The following is a 17,284-nucleotide window of genomic DNA, read 5'->3' as shown; positions in this document are numbered from 1 at the left end:
TTACCTGCATTTAATTATAACATTACTTTGCACTTATAAATCAAAAAGATGATACAAAAAGAAATTAACATTCTAGTCGTTGAAGATGAACCAAAAGTAGCTTCTTTTATAAAGTTAGGATTAGAAGAAAATGGTTTTGTTGTTGATATTGCCTACGATGGCAATATTGGTAAAAGAATGTTTGATTCTAAAAATTACAATCTAATTATACTAGATGTGAACATGCCTTTAAAAAACGGAGTAGAACTCTGTAAAGAAATAAGACATAAAAACATTAAAGTGCCTATTTTAATGTTAACAGCTTTGGGTACAACTGAGGATAAATTAACTGGGTTTGATGCTGGAGCTGATGATTATTTGATTAAACCATTTGAATTTAGGGAACTGTTGGCAAGAATAAAATCATTACTAAAGCGTAATTCAAACATAGAAAATGGTAGTAATCTAATCACTTTTTTAAATCTAGAAATGAATTTAGATACTTATGAGGTAAAAAGAGATGGAATTAAAATTGATTTAACCCAGAAAGAATTTGCATTGTTAGAATACTTATTACGAAATAAAGGTAGAGTGTTAACTCGATTGGATATTGCTGAAAAAGTATGGGATATTTCGTTCGATACAGGAACAAATGTTATAGATGTTTACGTGAATTTTTTACGTAAAAAAATAGATAAAGATTTCTCTCCTAAACTTATTCATACTCAAACAGGTATTGGATATGTGTTAAAAGAAGGTAAAGAATGAATTTAAACATTAAAACCAAGTTAACCCTTCAGTTTACCTTAATAGTATCGCTAATTCTTATATTGTTTTCAGTTAGCGTCTATTATTTTTCTGCAACTTATCGAGTATCTGAGTTCTATTCACGACTTGAAAACAAAGCTATCAGCACAGCCAGACTTCTTGTAGATGTTCAAGAAGTTGATCATGATTTATTGAAAATTATTGATAAAAACACCAATGTTTCTTTGTATGATGAAAAGGTAATGATTTTTGATTACAAGAATAAATTAATCTACAACAGTTCTGATGAAAACAATTTATTTGTTACAGAAGAATTGCTTAATCAAATAAGACTTGAAAATGAAGTTCGATTAGTTTATAAAAACCATGAGGTTTTAGGTCTATTATACACTGATAAATTTGATAGGTTTGTTGTGATTGCTTCTGCTTTAGATATTTATGGTAGAAACAAACTAAACAACTTAAAATGGGTGCTTATTCTTGGTTTTTTATTGAGTATAGGTATTATAGTGTTTTTAGGTAAAATGTTTGCTGCAAGAGCATTAAAACCAATGTCGGAGGTTGTAAATCAAGTAGAAAAGATAACCATTTCTAGTTTAAATTTAAGGGTTGATGAAGGAAATGGGACAGATGAAATATCTCAATTAGCCATCACATTTAATCGAATGTTAGAACAATTAGAATCTGCTTTTGGTATGCAGAAAAGCTTTGTTTCTAACGCCTCACATGAATTAAGAACTCCTTTAACGGCTATAACAGGACAAATTGAGGTTACACTAATGAAAGCCAGAAGTCAGGGTGAGTATAAAGATATTCTTAAATCTATTTTAGATGATATAAAAAACTTAAATGAAATTTCTAATGGGTTGCTTGATTTAGCAAAAGCCAGTTCAGACATATCTGCAATTACTAAACAAAAAGTTCGGATTGATGAATTATTATGGTCTGCAAGAACGGAATTATTAAACAGAAAAAAAGAATATAAGATTGCTATTCAATTTATTACTTCAATAGATGATGAGAGCTTGCTTACCATTAATGGAAATGAGCACCTCCTCAAAACCGCCATTTTTAATTTAATGGACAATGCTTGTAAGTATTCGGCTGATAATTCTGTTAGTATTAATCTTTCTGTAATTGATAAGTTGTTTACTATAGAATTTATAGATAATGGTATTGGTATCGAACCTGACGAATTGGAGAAGGTTTTCCAACCATTTTATAGGGCTCAAAATGCCAAAAATATTTCTGGAAGTGGCTTAGGATTACCTTTAACTAAAAAAATAATGGAAATTCATGGTGGACAATTAGATATTGTCTCCAAAATCAATAATGGTACAACAGTTAAAATGATCATTCCAATTTCTAATTAAATCAACAACCTTTTTTTTTAATAGCTTTTTAATTTGTAATTAATGTCCTTTTAATTTAGGTTTCCAAAATTTGTTTCATAATTAATACTAGAAACTATGGAAACAACATTAATTCAAAAAGAGGAAATCAAAAACCTGAAATTTAAAAAATCAGATGTTTTAAATGAATCCGATAAAATTCATTTGAGGTATGATTTGCTGAAACAAGGAGAAATTTTAGGAAACTCGTACAAGCACAAGCTTAAAATAATGTTTCATTCCATCGAAGGTTCTTGGATGGTGTACACCACAGTTTGGTTTGTTTCTGAAGCATACATCCAAATAAAAGGAGGAACAATTATTCCAATATCAGCAATTGAAGATGTTGTTATAAATACCCTTTAATTACTTACCACATTAAATTTTAATAAAATGGAAAATTTAACACAAAAACAAAAAGCAATTACACTAGGATTAGGTATTGTTTTAGCCGCATCAATTATCTCTACTTCTACTTTATATTTAAACAATAATGAGTTGCAAAGTAATTTAAATGAGCAAAAAATTGCCAATGAATTAATGTTGTCAGAAAAACTAGCACTATTTAAAGATATTGAAGATTATGCTTTTAACAATAATGCTTTAAAGAAACTTAATGGAGAGTTAGAACAAAACATCTCGCAAATTAATAAGGCTATTTCTGCTAAAGAAATTGAAATTTCAAGGTTAAATAAAGAAAATGGTAAAGTAAACCAGCTAAAAAAACAATTAGCAGAACTTAACAAGTTAAAAAAAGAACAGGAGACTAAAATTTTAGCACTAAAAGAAACCATAGATAAATTAAATAATGATAATAACTTTTTAAACCAGTCTTTAGCCTCATTAACAGAAGAAAATAAACAACTGGCGGCAAATTTGGAATTGTTAAGCTCTATTACTGCTGATAATTATTTAATGGAGACTACCAGAAAAAAAGGAAAGTTAACTGTTGTTGCAAAAAGAACAAAAAAACTAGGTGTTAACTTTAAAGTGCCAGAAAATATGGTAGAAACCATTTCATTTAAAGTGATTAAACCTGACGGTAATATCATAGAAGGAAACAGTAAAGAAATAGCGGTTAATATTTCTAACAATAACGATGTTTTGTACGCTAGTTTAGGGAAAAGTGAAATAAAAGTTTCTAAACGAATAGAAATGACTTATGAGCCAAAAGAAAGATTAAAATCTGGTATATACAAGGTTGAAATATACAACAAAGACAGATATATAGGTTCTTGCAATGTTAAATTACGTTAATTATTTTAGATTAGGTTAGGTTGCCGTTGATGGAGTAGTTGACCATCAACAAAAAACTCCGATGAAAATCGGAGTTTTTTTGTTTTTATAATTGTGCTAAACACATTTTTATAGTTTGATAAGTTCGTTCGGGGTCGTTATCCAATCCAATACTTATTCTAACCAAACCTTCGGTTAAACCAAGTTCTAAACGTTCTTGTTCAGGAATTTCTGATGAAGTACTTCCTCCTGGTGCGCTAAACAAGGTTTTATAATTTCCTAAACTTACCGCTAAATAGCCAACATTATTGTTTTGCATCAATTCCATTAATTTGTTGGCTCTTTCTTTTGTTTGCATATCCAACACAAACAAGCCTCCAAAACCAAAACCTTCGTTCCATGTGTTTTGCATTAATTGATGTTGCGGATGTTTAACCAAACCAGGATAAGTTACTTTTAAACCATCACCACTCAGTTTTTTAGTTATATGCAAAGCATTAGCACTATGCTGTTTCATTCTAATAGGTAAAGTTCTCAAGTTTTTAAGAATACTTGCCGAACGAAAACTATCTAAAACAGGTCCTAAAAGCATACTAGCACCCGAATTTACATCCGAAAGCGAATCAATAAACTCTTTGTTTCCGCAAATAGCACCAGCAACACAATCGCTCATTCCATTGATAAATTTGGTCATACTGTGCACTACAACATCGGCACCCAATTTAGCTGGAGAAAAAATTAATGGTGAAAAAGTATTATCGACCACCAACTTACAATTGTTGGCTTTTGCCAATTTTGCTAGCATTGGCATATCGGCTACTTCCAACATGGGGTTACTAATGGATTCGCAATAGATAATTTTAGTTTTAGATGTAATTGCTGCATTTACTTTTTCAATATCAGTTGAATCTACAAACCTTACTTTAATACCAAATTTTGGTAAGAAATTTTTAAAGAAAGCATACGTTCCTCCATAAATGGTTCTACTCGAAACAATTTCATCGCCAGCCGAACAAATTTGTAAAATAACATTGGTTATAGCTGCCATACCTGAACCTGTTACCGAAGCACTTTCTGTTCCTTCCATTTGTGCGAGAGCTTGCGACAAAAATTTGTTCATGGGGTTCCAATGACGAGAATACAGATAACAACCTTCAATTTCTTTCTCAAAAATTTCTTCCATTTTACCTGCTTGTAAAAAGGTGTAGGTAGAAGAATCTGTTATTGAAGGGTTTACTCCTCCAAATTCACCAAAAAATTGTAAATCTTGAATATTGTTTGCTGGATTAAAATTGCTCATTTGTTTTATTTTAAAGAATAATATTTTACAAAGTTTAGTATTTAAAGAATAATAATCTAATTATATGCTAAAAATATTGTTTTGAATATTTAGGGCAACAACCCTATTTTTGATATTATATTTCCTTTGAGGTTGTATATTGTAATTATATTGGTCAAAGCGAAACTACATTTTCAAATGATTTGGCTTAGATAGTGGGTAAATATTTTATGTAGTTTTGCCTTTATGAACAAAAGCTTTGATGTTTTAATAATTGGTGGTGGTGCTGCTGGTGTTTTTGCTGCAATTAATGCAGCTAAAAACAACCCTGCTTTAAAAATTGCTATTGTTGAAAAAACCATGCAATTGCTTTCGAAAGTAAAGGTTTCTGGTGGTGGTCGATGCAATGTAACTCATGCTTGTTTCGACCCAAAAGAGTTGGTAAAATTTTATCCTCGTGGAAACAAAGAATTGTTGAGTGCTTTTTATCAATTTCAGCCTACCGATACCATTGCATGGTTTAAAGAGCGAGGAGTTGAATTAAAAACAGAAGCGGATGGACGAATGTTTCCGACAACCGACAGTTCCCAAACCATTATTGATTGTTTTGTGGGAGAACTCAGTAAATACAACATTGAAATTGTTTATAGCACCAAAGTAGAAACCATTAAAATTGTTGATAATGGATTTGAGTTAACCACCAACAGAGCCAATTTCACTTCTAAAAAACTGCTTATTACTACTGGTGGATTTAACAAAATAGAAAACTATCAGTTTATCGCCGACCTAGGAATTGAAATTGAACCTCCTACTCCATCATTATTTACCTTTAACCTACCCAACAACCCCATTATTGAACTACAAGGTATTGCTACTCCTGCAAAAGTAAAATTGTTAGGAACCAAATTTGAAGAGCAAGGGCCACTGCTTATTACGCATTGGGGAATGAGCGGACCAGTAATTTTAAAGCTTTCGGCTTGGGCATCCAGACACTTGGCTGAAAAAAATTATGAGTTTGATTTTATGGTAGATTGGTTAATGGATAAGAAAGATGAGGCGTTGCACGAAATTTTTAATCAAAATAAACAGCAGTTTGGAAGCAAAAAAGTGATTAATCAGTTCGATTTTGGATTACCTAAGAAACTAGCCTTGTATTTAATTAATAAAGCTGGTATTACTGATGAAGAAAAATGGGCTGATGTTTCAAAAAAGCAACTGAATAAGTTGGTTGAAGCTTTAATTAGGGACACTTACCATTCTAAAGGTAAAACCACTTTTAAAAGTGAGTTTGTTAGCTGTGGTGGCGTAAAACTTAACGAAGTAAATTTTAAAACACTAGAAAGCAAAAAAGTACCTGGTTTGTATTTTGCTGGTGAAGTGCTGGATATTGACGCTTTAACTGGTGGTTTTAACTTTCAAGCTGCTTGGACGGGTGCATGGATTGTTGCTCAGGAGGTTGCAAGATAAATTAATTTTTTGTTGTATTTTTGATAAACATATAGTACGAACACAAAGAATACTAGGGTTCTTTGTTAGGCTGTTGAGCTTTTTAAGCATGAAACAAACGATAATTCTAATATTAACCTTATTGACAATCTTTACTTCTTGTAATCAAGAATGTGAAAAGATTATCAGTCAGTATGAAAATGGTAAAAAAGAAGTTGTTTATAAATATCCAGATTGCTCAGATACAACAACCTATATTAAAACTTATTATTTTGAAAACGGACAAATTGGAAGTATTGGTTTTATAAAAAACCAGGTAAAAGATGGACTCTTCAAATCATGGAATGAAAATGGTGTTCAAACAGCAGAATGGTATATGAAGAATGGGAAAGAACATGGTATTATAAAATGCTGGTTTGACAATGGAGTTTTGAGTAAAGAAAGTAATATGAATGAAGGTGTTAAAAATGGGTTAGAAACTATATGGGATAATGATGGTGATACTATATTAATTGGAAATTACAAAAATGGAACAAGAATAGGTAAATGGAAACGTTTTTACAATAAAAAAAAGTGGGTGATATACAATTATGTAGAAGGTAAATATTCTGGTCAAACTATAGAACACCTTTTAGACTCAACAGGAAAAACCATTTGGGTTAATGGTCAATATTTAGATGGAAAAGAGACTGGGACTTGGAAATGGTTTGATAATGATAGCAACTTATTCCTAACTGTATCTTACGAACATGGAAAAGTAATAAATCAAATTTCTACTAAATATAAATTTAAATTAAATCTCTCGCCAGCGTCCGCTGGTGAGTAATATTAAACTAGATTATCAATGCTTTTTTATTTAAAATAATTGAATTGATGAGACTTCGTGTTCCTGCCTACGCAGGAATGACGTAGAGAAAGCAGGAAGGTGACGAAAAGAAAGGGGAAGTTTGTGAAATCGTCATTCCTGTGTAGCGAAGCGGAAACAGGAATTCAATTATTTTTTCACTTTAAACAACAGTTTTAAAGAGCCTGACTTACAAATAATTAACTGGTTTTCACTTAAATCATCAACAAGTTCAAATTGATTGGTTTTTACATTTAAATGATGTGTAAAACGGGTGTTTTCACCGACAATTTCAAACCCTAATTGTATAAAGCTTTTTCCATCCGACCAATCCCTATCAATGTAAGTCATTACATCATCTACTTGGTAGGTTTTAATAAAATGAGTTAAGAGTTTACTCAAACCGCCAACTACCGTAATGTCAAGTTTGTTGCAAAAACGAATCAATTCGCCCGACATGTCACCTTTCCCTTCAGTTTTTTTGTGCATGATTGGTCCAAAACAAGCTATTGCAACAATTTGATTGTTTAACATTAAGCCAAAATTGTATTTAGCTTTTAATGCATCGTTAATGTGGTTGGCTAACAGAAAATCGTAAGCCTCGCTCCTATTTAGTTTTTTTATTGTTGTTTTTCTCGCAAAAACAGTGGTGTTTAATCCTAATTTCGATTTAATTCGAGACAAAACAAATGCTTTTTTATTTAACCATTCATCTTCAAAAATGGTAATAGCATCATGTAATTGGTGTTGAGCCTTCCATTCTAATAAATTAAGGTTGGTTTTAATGTTGTCCAACAATATAAAATGAAGGGTTAAGGATGCTGTTAATTCTACCAAAAAACCCAATTCGGTGGGTTTAGCAACTAATTTTTGGTGGGTTAATAGTTCTAATTCATCAATAAAATCTTGATTCATCAGCTTTCGAGGTTTTTAAAAATCTCTTTGTATTCTATCCAAAAAGAATGAAGCTTTACCATTTTAGAATCAAAAAACACAAACACTTTTTGCCAATCATTTTTGTTAAACAAGTTTACATTTGGCAATACAATGTAAATTCTTGAAATGGCTTTGTCAAATTCGTTAACATACAACTCTTCCCAAATGAGTTTTGTATTTAATGTGTCTTCTAAGATGGTTTTGAGCTCGCAGAATTGCTCGTAAAAAAGTTCTCGAATACTATCTGGGTGTTGAAGTTCAATAGAAAAAACGGCTTCTTTTTCATTAAATTCTAACCGAAAATACAAGTCCTTTATTTTGGTTTTGTAGTTCGTCCAATGCACATTACCGTGCTTTCTAATGTGTTTTTTCATGTAAAAACCAAAGTTGGTCCAGAACTCTACTTTTATGTTTTTTTTCTCTTCCTTGGTGTACATATAATTCGACTAAATATCCTTAATAGACTTCAAACAAAAATACCATAATAATCATTGATTTTAAACAGCAAATAGAATCTGTATTTATATTTATTCATCGAGATAAAATTATGGTTTGACGAGTAAATTTAATTTTATCTTTTTTTATTAATATTTTCGCGAAAACAAATACAAACTTAAATTTAATATCATGTTTAAAGAATTTAAAGACTTTATAAGTAAAGGAAATGTTATAGATTTGGCTGTAGGTTTAATTATGGCTACCTATTTTGGTTCAATTGTAAAATCACTAGTTGATGATATTTTAATGCCACCTATCGGAAAGCTACTTGGTGGAGTTGATTTTTCTCAATTAAAAATTGTAATACAAGATGAAATGACAGAAACTTCTGAAGGTGCAGGTGATGCTGTGGCAGAAGTTGCAATAAAATACGGTGCTTTTATAAATACTGTTATTACTTTTATTATTGTTGCTTTTGCCATATTTATGGTAGTAAAAGCATACAATAAAATGAAAGAAAAAGCAATTAAGAAAGAGGAAGTAGCTCCAGCAGCTCCTCCCGCACCAACAAAAGAAGAAATTCTTTTAACTGAAATTAGAGATTTATTAAAAAAATAATCAAGAATTTACTGTACAAGTATGTTAAAAAAAATATTAATATTATTATTACTCTTTTCTATTTCAAATAATGTAATAAAGGCACAAACTACTGAACTAGAAGATGATTTAAAAAAACAAAGCAAAGATTCATTAGATGGTTGGAAAACTGGAGGTGTGTTTTCCTTGAATATTACTCAAGTAAGCTTAACCAACTGGGCAGGTGGTGGTCAAAATTCTATTTCTGTAAATGGAATAATGAGTTTGTTTGCCAACTTAAAAAAAGGAAATTCTACTTGGGATAATTCTTTAGATTTAGGATATGGAATAGTAAAACAAGGAAGTGATAACGTGAGAAAAACTGATGATAAAATAGATTTTATGTCTAAATATGGACAAAAAGCTACTAAACATTGGTATTATGCTGGCTTAGTAAACTTTAAATCTCAATTTGCTGCTGGTTATAATTATCCTGATGATTCGACTGAAATTTCAAATTTTTTAGCTCCAGCGTATGTTTTGAGTGCTATTGGTATGGATTTTAAACCTAATGATAATTTTACTTTGTTTTTAGCCCCATTAACTATGAAAACAACCATAGTAAATGTGCAAACATTAGCAAATGCTGGTGCATATGGAGTAGAAAAAGCTGAATATGATAATTTAGGTAACATTTTAAAGAAAGGTAAAAACATTCGGTCAGAATATGGTGGTTATTTAAGAGGTATATTTAAAAAAGACATCATGGAAAATATAAATTTCCAAACCAAATTAGAATTATTCTCTAATTATGCTGAAGAACCTACTCATATTGATGTTAACTGGGAAGTTTTAATAGCAATGAAAGTAAACAAATATATTTCTGCAACCATATCTACACAATTAATATATGACCATGATGTAGATATTGCGGTTGACTCAAATAATGATGGTATTGTTGATAGAGTTGGTCCAAGAACACAATTTAAAGAAGTTCTAGGAATTGGATTAAACTATAAATTTTAATAATATGAAAATCATTTCTTGGAACGTAAACGGCATTAGAGCTGTTGCAAAAAAAGACTTTTTTGAACAAATAAAACGCTTAAACCCAGATGTGCTTTGTCTGCAAGAAACCAAAGCGCAAGACGACCAAGTGAAAGAAACTTTACAAGAATTAAGTGGTTATCATATTTATTCCAATTCAGCAACTAAAAAAGGATATTCGGGTACTGCAATCATTACTAAAATTAAACCACTTAATGTGTTTCCTGATATTGGCATGGCAGAACACGATGATGAAGGACGAGTATTGACCGCCGAGTTTGATGATTTTTATTTAACCGTGGTGTATGTTCCCAACTCTGGTAGTGAGTTAAAACGATTGGATTACCGACAAACTTGGGATGCCGATTTTTTAAAGTTCTTAAAAAAATTAGAAGAGAAAAAACCAGTTGTGGTATGTGGTGATTTGAATGTAGCCCATACTCCTATTGATTTAGCTAATCCAAAACCTAACTACAACAAATCTGCTGGTTACATGCAAGAAGAAATTGATGGTATGACAAACTTTATTAATGCTGGTTTAGTAGATACGTTTAGACACTTTTACCCTACTAAAGAACGTGCTTACAGCTGGTGGAGTTACCGTGGTGGAGCAAGAGAGCGAAACGTAGGCTGGAGAATTGATTATTTTTTAGTGAGCCAATCGTTTATTAAAAATGTGAAATCGGCAGCTATTTTACCCGAAGAAGAGGGTTCTGACCACTGTCCTGTTAGTATAGAAATTACAATTGGATAAACTCCTCAAAATTCATCCAATTTTGTTGTTTTGTAGTTGTAATGATGTTTAAAATGCGGTCGTTAAACTCTGCTCTTAACTTGTTTTCATCAATGAATTCGACAGCTTGTTCAAAGCTTTTGAGCATGCTTTTATAAAACGATTCTTGTTTAATTTCTTTTTGTGCCGAAAATCGTTGTGCAACTTCAATATTAAAAAGCATTACATCAGCAACAATATAAGCATCAACACCCAATTGCATAAAATGTTTGATAATGTTTTGAGCTACCGAACGTCTTGTTTTAGGTTTACGATTGTTTACAGGAAAATATTCTTTGGAGATTTTAAACCTGGCGTCTTCCAACAACTTATCTTCTTTGGGTTTAAACACAAAGTTGTAAAAGGTTTTCACCTCATTAAAGCGGTCATACAAATCGAGTATTTGTTCTTCTAACTGCTTTTTTTTGAGCTCTTTTAAATAAACCTTTAAATCCCTTTTACTCATAGAATATTACATTCTTCGTTTCTTTTTGTTGTAGTTTTTATCACCTTTGGTTTTTGGCTTTTTGTATTTTTTAGCCAATGTTCTTCGGTACGAACCGCCTAAATTTACCTTTTTGTTTTTCTCTTTCTTTTCATGAAAACCTTCGCCATGCTCAGCTAACTTTAGGTTTTTATTGTGGTTTTCTTTGCTTTTTGGTTCCTCTTCTGCCAATAGTTGATTGGTAATTTCTACCTCTTTCGGAAATTGCGTTTCAGGAATTTTATACGACATCAAGGTTTCAATCGCATCCTTTAACGGTTTTTCTTTTTCGGTGTAAAACAATATAGTGTTTCCTTTCTTCTCTGCTCTACCTGTTCTACCAATTCGGTGCATGTAATTTTCGGCATAAATAGGCACATCAAAATTAATTACATGGGTTATTTCATTTAAATCTAATCCACGTGCAATAACATCGGTAGCCACTAAAATTCTACTTTTTCCGCTATCAAATTGCTCAACGGCTTTTGCTCTATAATTTTGCGTTTTATTGGAGTGCATTACACTTATGCTCGAACCAAACTCTTCGCTCAAAAGTTCAAAAACTCTATCGGCATGTTTTTTACTTGACACAAACACCAACACTTTGGTAAACTCCTCTTCGTTACTCAAAATGTGTTTCAATAAATTTACCTTGGTAAAGAAGTTTTTTACCGAATAGCACTGTTGTGATATATTGTTTAACGGCGTACCGCTTACAGCTATCGAAATTTTAGCTGGAGCAATAAAAAAATCGTTGATTAGTTCATCCACTTCCTCAGTCATGGTTGCCGAAAACATAATATTTTGACGACGCTCTGGCAACAACTCAAAAATATTGGTCAATTGAAATCGAAAACCCAAGTCCAACATAATATCTACTTCATCAATTACCAATTTTTTAATCGATTTTAGTTGTAGAGAACTGTTTAATGATAAATCGTACAATCGACCAGGGGTAGCAACCACAATATCAGTCCCCTCTGCGGCTTGTATTTTTTGTGTATTGATGTTATCTCCACCATGAATACCCAACACTCGAACATTTACGAATTTCGCATAGCTTTCTATTTTCTCTACCGTTTGAGTAACCAATTCAATGGTTGGCACCAAAATTAAAATACGAGGATGAATTTGTTTTGAAAATTTCAACTCTTGCAACAGTGGTAATACAAACGCCAATGTTTTACCCGTTCCAGTCTGAGAAATACCTACTACATCTTTACCAGAAAGTATTACAGGAAAAGCTTCTTCTTGAACTGGTGTTGGAGCTTTAAACCCTAAATCGTCGATAGCACGAATTAACTGTTTAGATAAATTTAGGTTGTTGAAAGTATTCATTGGTTCAGTATATTTATTGCAAAGTTAAGATATATAATCTAACCGTTTTATTTGATGATGTTTTGCTTAACAACTTTAAAATGAGTAATTTTCAATTAACATATATTAACCTTTTTTAACAGTAACCCTTTATTAATCAATAATTAGAACTTTTACCTTTACATTGAATATTAAAAATATAAGACCATGAAAAAAACAACTACACTTATTTCTGCAATAGCATTATTAGCTATTTTTAGCGGAACAGCATCAGCACAATCTTCTGCAACAAAAATGAAAGTAACCAAAGAAGTTAATGTTGAAGAAAAAAACGGAGAAAAAGTATTAACCATTGCAACAACAGAGAATGGTAAAACTACCAACGAAGTTTACAAAGGCGCTGAAGCAGATGCTAAACTTAAAGAGTTGGACGCAGAAAAATCGGGTACAACAAAAACCATTGTAACTGAAGCAAATGGTAAAAAAGCCATGAAAGTGGAAAAGAAGATTATAAAAAAAGAAGAGATTAAAGAAAACTAATAACGAAGCCGCTGAAAAGCGGCTTTTTTATTTACCTTTATTAGAAAATTTGTCAATTCGAGTGCCCCCGAATTACGCGGGATATATCGAGAAAGCAAATTTTCTTACAAAAACAACAACTTTGAAAGTAAAAATATTCACTACTTCGTTTGATTCTCCGCTTGGTACTATTTATTTAGCTTCTACCACAAAAGGTTTGTGTTTATTAGAGTTTGATGATGAAAAAAGAATAGATGGGCATTTTAAACAATTTAACAAGTATTGGGAATTTGATTTGAAGGAGAAAGAAACCAAAACAACCACAACAACAAAACTTCAACTCGACGAATATTTTAATGGCAAAAGAACTACGTTTAAATTGCCATTAGATTTGGTGGGGACAGATTTCCAAATCAATGTATGGAACGAATTACTAAAAGTACCTTTTGGTGTTACCAGAAGTTACAAAGAACAAGCATTAGCCATTGGTAATTTAAAAGCAATTAGAGCTGTAGCTACAGCAAATGGTGAAAACAGAATTTCTATAGTAATACCTTGCCACAGAATTATAGGCTCTGATAGTAGTTTAACCGGTTATGGAGGCGGTATTTGGCGTAAACAACAATTATTGGAGTTAGAATCTATTCAAACCAAAATGTTTTGATTGGTAAAAAGGGTATATTTGTTTGTTAGCATTAATAGAAAAAATATGAAACTCACTTTATCATCTATTTTTTTTTTAATTGTGGTAAATGCTCTATCACAAGATTTTGATTTAGATAAAGTAAGATTATTTGGTATTGAAAATTTAAAAGCTGAGTTAATAGACTCTAATCTAATTACATATGCTTCTATTGATAGTAAAATAGGTGTTTGGTATAAGTTAAGACAAAGTGAACCTAGGTTTGAATGGGTTAACAAACTAGAAGATTTAAAACTCCCTTCAAAAAAAATCAAAGTCATATCTGCAAAATTATGCGGATATTTGAGAATACCCTACTCTAAGTGCCTAGCCTTAGATACTATTTTTGGACGATTTCATATCATATTTGATAATAAGTTAAACATCATTGAGAAACCAAAACTTAAATTCATTCCTGAAACTTATTTTACTGATGATAGTTGTAAAATATTATCGAAATCAGAAATAAAAAAAATAGTAGAAAAGGAAGGTCTCAAATTTGGAACAGATTCGCTCTTTATGAATTTAAGCTTCGACGAAAAAAGGCAAACTTACATTTGGAATGTTTCTAAAGAAAAATGTCATGAAATTGACAAAGAAGGAAGATGTTGGGGAGAAATAGAAATATTAAAAATAGAAGCCGAGACAAAGAAAATTGTTACTCACTACATTACTAGTTTAGGACATATTATTGACTTTGAATAATGAAAACTAATACTAACAAATTTTATATTACCATTTCTATCGCAAGCATCCGCTTGTGATTTTGTACTAAAGTTCCAAGCGAATACTTGAAACAGTTTTTACAACAACTTAATTTCTCAAAAACGGTTAACTTTACCGCATGTATAAATTTGTTTTAGCCTTCTTTATTTTAATTATTTCAGCTTGTAATTCGGTAACAGATAAAAGCATAGAACAAGCTATTCCCCAAATAGATACCGCTAAAAAAGTAACCACTACACAACCAGCAATTGAAGCAGCACCAGAACTGATAACCGATGAAAACGTTACCGAAAAATTATTGGCTTACGGTAAAGAAAACCCTGAAACCATACTAGAAATATACACTACAAAAGGTAAAATTACTGTTCGCCTTTTTGAAGATACTCCCCTACACCGAGCAAATTTTGTAATGATGGCAAAAAAAGGTTTTTTTGAAGGCTCTGTTTTTACTCGTGTGGTTAAAGATTTTATGGCTCAAGGTGGCGGAACATACAACGACGAACAAGTTGAAGTAAAAAAACAAATTGGGCATTATACCGTTCCTAACGAAATTAGTAAAAATCGTTTCCATAAAAAAGGAGCTTTGGGTGCTGCACGCAGTTATTTAAGCAACCCCGATAAACGTTCCGACCCTTATGCGTTTTATTTGGTAGAAGGCACCACTTACACCGATGCTGCTTTAGACCATTACGAATACGAAAACAAGTATACATTTACCCAAACACAGCGCGATTATTACAAAACCAACAAAGGTGCTGCTCATATTGATGGTGAGCATACCATTTTTGGCGAAATTATTGAAGGGTTTAATGTAGTTCCAAAACTAACCCATGTTAGAACCGATAGTCGTGATTGGCCTCACGATGATATTTTAATTGAAAAAGTGGTTGTGATAAAATAGTCAGAAGACCGAAGCCGGAAGGCAGAAGTTTAACACCCCCTCTAGAGACGCCTGTCCGACCACTGGCAGAGGCTAGAGGGAGTGAATTCAGAGTTATAAACTTATTTATCCAGTTTTACATCAACAGCAACAGGTCCTTTTTGTCCTGCTTCTAAGCTAAAAGTAACCACATTACCTTCTTTAATAGGGTCAATGTGTCGGTTAATGTGAGTAAAGTAACTGTCTTGACTATCTTTCTGTTTGATAAAACCATAACCTTTTGATTCGTCGAAGAACGTAACCGTACCTCTTTTAATCGGATTGTCATCGTCCATATCTTCACGTTTTGCTGCTCCCAACTGAATGGAATCAACATCAACAACTTTCTTTTTCTTGTTTGGATCTGGTGGAGTGTCGGTAATATTGCCAAATTCATCAACATAGGCAATCATACTATCTAAATTTGATAAGCTAGAAGAATTAGATTTTCTTTCTTCTTTTTTCAAGGCTTTATCTTCTTTCTTTTTTTGTCTTTTTTTCTCTTTTTCTTTTTTGTTCCAGGTTTGTTGCGATTTTGCCATAAATAAGTTTAGTATTAGTATAAGTGGCAAAAAAACAAGTAGAACAGTCGTAGTTGAATATTTACCGGTGCAAAGTTACGTTTTATTAATCAGATTTACTAATGCAGTTAATTGATTGATTCTTCCTCTTCCTCTGTTAAATCGAGCTTACGCAATTTTGGAGAAAATATACCCGTTGAAACAACAATTAAAATAGTCATGGTGCCACCAAACACCACCGAGCGAACCGTTCCGAGCAACTTTGCTGCTACTCCACTTTCAAAAGCACCCAGCTCGTTTGACGAACCTACAAACATAGAATTTACTGCTGCTACTCTACCACGCATATTATCGGGAGTTTTTAATTGTAGTATGGTTTGACGAATAACCACCGAAACACCATCAAATACACCGCTTAAAAACAATGCAATTAACGAAATCCAAAAAATGGTAGAAACACCAAAAAGAATAATGCTTAACCCAAATCCAAAAATGGAAACCAACAATTTAATACCAGCTTGTTTTGTAAGCGGGAAATAAGCTACCGTTATAATCGTTAAAAATGAGCCTACTGCTGGTGCTGCTCGTAAAACACCAAAACCTTTAGAACCCACTTGTAAAATATCTTGTGCATAAATAGGCAGTAAAGCAATTGCTCCACCAAACAAAACAGCCACCATATCTAGAGTTATAGCTCCTAATATTTCTTTGGTATTGTAAACAAACTTAATTCCTTCTTTTAAACTCTTACCAATGGGTTCTCCAATTTTGGTGTTTAAAATCGGCTTCTTTTCAATTTGTGTTAAGCCTATTAATGCAATAAGGGCAAAAACAAACACAACAAACATCGACCAATTAACTCCTAACCAAAGTATGGAAAAACCAGCTATCATGGGACCTAAAACAGAACCAATTTGCCAAACCGAGCTACTCCATGTTGCTGCATTGGAGTAAACATTTTTTGGAATGACTTGAGCAAACAACGAAAACACCGTTGGGCTAATGAACGAACGCACCAAGCCACCAAAAAATACCAAAAAATAAATAATCCAAACAATAGTATTCTGCTCAAAAAGTTGCTGGATAGTAGCGTTGGTAATTAAAAACATTCCTAAACAAACCATTATAAAACCTAAAATACACCACATCAACATGCCACGTTTTTCTTTTTGGTCGACTATATGACCAGCTAACAAAGCAAAAGAAACGGCTGGAATAACTTCCATCAAACCAATTAATCCTAAAGATAGAGGGTCTTTGGTTAAACTATACACCTCCCACTCTATAACGATGAATTGCATGCTCCAAGCAAAAACCAACGCAAACCGAACAATCAAGAAAATATTAAACTCTCTAAACCGAAGTGCTGCATATGGGTCTTTTTTTGCCATGAGCCAAAGGTAA

At 32.1% G+C, this 17,284-nt stretch carries 20 protein-coding genes; 13 read left to right on the top strand and 7 right to left on the bottom strand.

From position 1 onward, the window contains the following. Positions 1-48 precede the first annotated feature (48 nt). From H6589_05290 to H6589_05275, 4 genes are all read left to right on the top strand, one after another. On the top strand, positions 49-747 hold the full coding sequence (locus H6589_05290) for a response regulator transcription factor (protein ID MCB9174003.1): 699 nt from the start codon (positions 49-51) through the stop codon (positions 745-747). Beyond that, positions 744-2,120, top strand: a complete 1,377-nt coding sequence (locus H6589_05285) for a HAMP domain-containing histidine kinase (GenBank protein ID MCB9174002.1) — start codon at positions 744-746, stop codon at positions 2,118-2,120. The genes H6589_05290 and H6589_05285 overlap by 4 nt, the downstream gene beginning before the upstream one ends. A 96-nt stretch (positions 2,121-2,216) precedes the next feature. Further along, positions 2,217-2,504, top strand: coding sequence for a hypothetical protein (locus H6589_05280; GenBank protein MCB9174001.1), 288 nt, complete (start codon positions 2,217-2,219; stop codon positions 2,502-2,504). A 27-nt stretch (positions 2,505-2,531) separates the two neighbouring features. Beyond that, positions 2,532-3,395, top strand: coding sequence for a hypothetical protein (locus tag H6589_05275; protein MCB9174000.1), 864 nt, complete (start codon positions 2,532-2,534; stop codon positions 3,393-3,395). Positions 3,396-3,480: 85 nt separating this feature from the next. Here the strand turns inward: H6589_05275 and H6589_05270 are convergent, their stop codons facing one another. Beyond that, on the bottom strand, positions 3,481-4,674 hold the full coding sequence (locus tag H6589_05270) for an aminotransferase class I/II-fold pyridoxal phosphate-dependent enzyme (protein MCB9173999.1): 1,194 nt from the start codon (positions 4,672-4,674) through the stop codon (positions 3,481-3,483). Positions 4,675-4,899: 225 nt separating this feature from the next. Between H6589_05270 and H6589_05265 the strand changes: the two genes are divergently transcribed. Beyond that, the gene (locus H6589_05265; protein MCB9173998.1) at positions 4,900-6,120 is read left to right on the top strand and encodes an NAD(P)/FAD-dependent oxidoreductase; all 1,221 of its coding nucleotides are present in this window, start codon (positions 4,900-4,902) and stop codon (positions 6,118-6,120) included. An 88-nt stretch (positions 6,121-6,208) separates the two neighbouring features. Continuing rightward, positions 6,209-6,925, top strand: coding sequence for a hypothetical protein (locus H6589_05260; GenBank protein MCB9173997.1), 717 nt, complete (start codon positions 6,209-6,211; stop codon positions 6,923-6,925). Between the two features lie 168 nt (positions 6,926-7,093). Here H6589_05260 and H6589_05255 read toward each other — a convergent pair whose 3' ends face one another. Both H6589_05255 and H6589_05250 read right to left on the bottom strand, forming a co-directional pair. Beyond that, the gene (locus tag H6589_05255) at positions 7,094-7,858 is read right to left on the bottom strand and encodes a hypothetical protein (GenBank protein MCB9173996.1); all 765 of its coding nucleotides are present in this window, start codon (positions 7,856-7,858) and stop codon (positions 7,094-7,096) included. Then, positions 7,858-8,316 (bottom strand): DUF4268 domain-containing protein, encoded by a 459-nt coding sequence (locus H6589_05250; GenBank protein MCB9173995.1) that lies wholly within the window; start codon positions 8,314-8,316, stop codon positions 7,858-7,860. Before H6589_05250 ends, H6589_05255 begins: the two co-directional genes overlap by 1 nt. Positions 8,317-8,506: 190 nt before the next feature. Between H6589_05250 and mscL the strand changes: the two genes are divergently transcribed. The 3 genes from mscL to xth are packed head-to-tail and all read left to right on the top strand — an operon-like array spanning position 8,507 to position 10,694. Then, a complete protein-coding gene (mscL, locus tag H6589_05245; GenBank protein ID MCB9173994.1) occupies positions 8,507-8,935 on the top strand; it encodes a large-conductance mechanosensitive channel protein MscL in 429 nt (142 codons plus the stop codon). Positions 8,936-8,956: 21 nt separating this feature from the next. Further along, the gene (locus tag H6589_05240) at positions 8,957-9,919 is read left to right on the top strand and encodes a DUF3078 domain-containing protein (protein MCB9173993.1); all 963 of its coding nucleotides are present in this window, start codon (positions 8,957-8,959) and stop codon (positions 9,917-9,919) included. Positions 9,920-9,923: 4 nt separating this feature from the next. Continuing rightward, a complete protein-coding gene (gene xth / locus H6589_05235) occupies positions 9,924-10,694 on the top strand; it encodes an exodeoxyribonuclease III (GenBank protein ID MCB9173992.1) in 771 nt (256 codons plus the stop codon). On the opposite strand, the gene H6589_05230 is transcribed toward xth, so the two are convergent. Both H6589_05230 and H6589_05225 read right to left on the bottom strand, forming a co-directional pair. After that, on the bottom strand, positions 10,681-11,178 hold the full coding sequence (locus tag H6589_05230; GenBank protein ID MCB9173991.1) for a hypothetical protein: 498 nt from the start codon (positions 11,176-11,178) through the stop codon (positions 10,681-10,683). The two genes, xth and H6589_05230, sit on opposite strands and share 14 nt — an antisense overlap. Before the next feature lie 6 nt (positions 11,179-11,184). Then, entirely contained in the window at positions 11,185-12,534 is a 1,350-nt protein-coding gene (locus tag H6589_05225; GenBank protein MCB9173990.1) for a DEAD/DEAH box helicase, read from the bottom strand. A gap of 186 nt (positions 12,535-12,720) precedes the next feature. On the opposite strand from H6589_05225, the gene H6589_05220 reads away from it, so the two are divergent. The 4 genes from H6589_05220 (at position 12,721) to H6589_05205 (ending at position 15,341) form a co-directional block, all read left to right on the top strand. Next, a complete protein-coding gene (locus H6589_05220) occupies positions 12,721-13,053 on the top strand; it encodes a hypothetical protein (GenBank protein MCB9173989.1) in 333 nt (110 codons plus the stop codon). 133 nt (positions 13,054-13,186) lie between these two features. Further along, positions 13,187-13,696, top strand: coding sequence for a methylated-DNA--[protein]-cysteine S-methyltransferase (locus tag H6589_05215; GenBank protein ID MCB9173988.1), 510 nt, complete (start codon positions 13,187-13,189; stop codon positions 13,694-13,696). Positions 13,697-13,741: 45 nt separating this feature from the next. After that, a complete protein-coding gene (locus tag H6589_05210; GenBank protein ID MCB9173987.1) occupies positions 13,742-14,419 on the top strand; it encodes a hypothetical protein in 678 nt (225 codons plus the stop codon). 139 nt (positions 14,420-14,558) lie between these two features. Continuing rightward, positions 14,559-15,341: a peptidylprolyl isomerase gene (locus H6589_05205; GenBank protein ID MCB9173986.1), complete on the top strand. Its 783-nt coding sequence runs from the start codon at positions 14,559-14,561 to the stop codon at positions 15,339-15,341. 101 nt (positions 15,342-15,442) lie between these two features. Here H6589_05205 and H6589_05200 read toward each other — a convergent pair whose 3' ends face one another. Together H6589_05200 and H6589_05195 are read right to left on the bottom strand one after the other, a co-directional pair. Beyond that, the gene (locus H6589_05200) at positions 15,443-15,901 is read right to left on the bottom strand and encodes a cold shock domain-containing protein (GenBank protein ID MCB9173985.1); all 459 of its coding nucleotides are present in this window, start codon (positions 15,899-15,901) and stop codon (positions 15,443-15,445) included. Between the two features lie 107 nt (positions 15,902-16,008). Then, positions 16,009-17,271, bottom strand: a complete 1,263-nt coding sequence (locus H6589_05195) for an MFS transporter (protein ID MCB9173984.1) — start codon at positions 17,269-17,271, stop codon at positions 16,009-16,011. Between the last annotated feature and the right edge of the window lie 13 nt (positions 17,272-17,284).

The organism is Flavobacteriales bacterium (assembly GCA_020635795.1).
In the GTDB taxonomy this organism is placed as follows: Bacteria; Bacteroidota; Bacteroidia; order Flavobacteriales_E; family Vicingaceae; genus Vicingus.
This window is presented reverse-complemented; position numbering and strand designations above follow the sequence as displayed.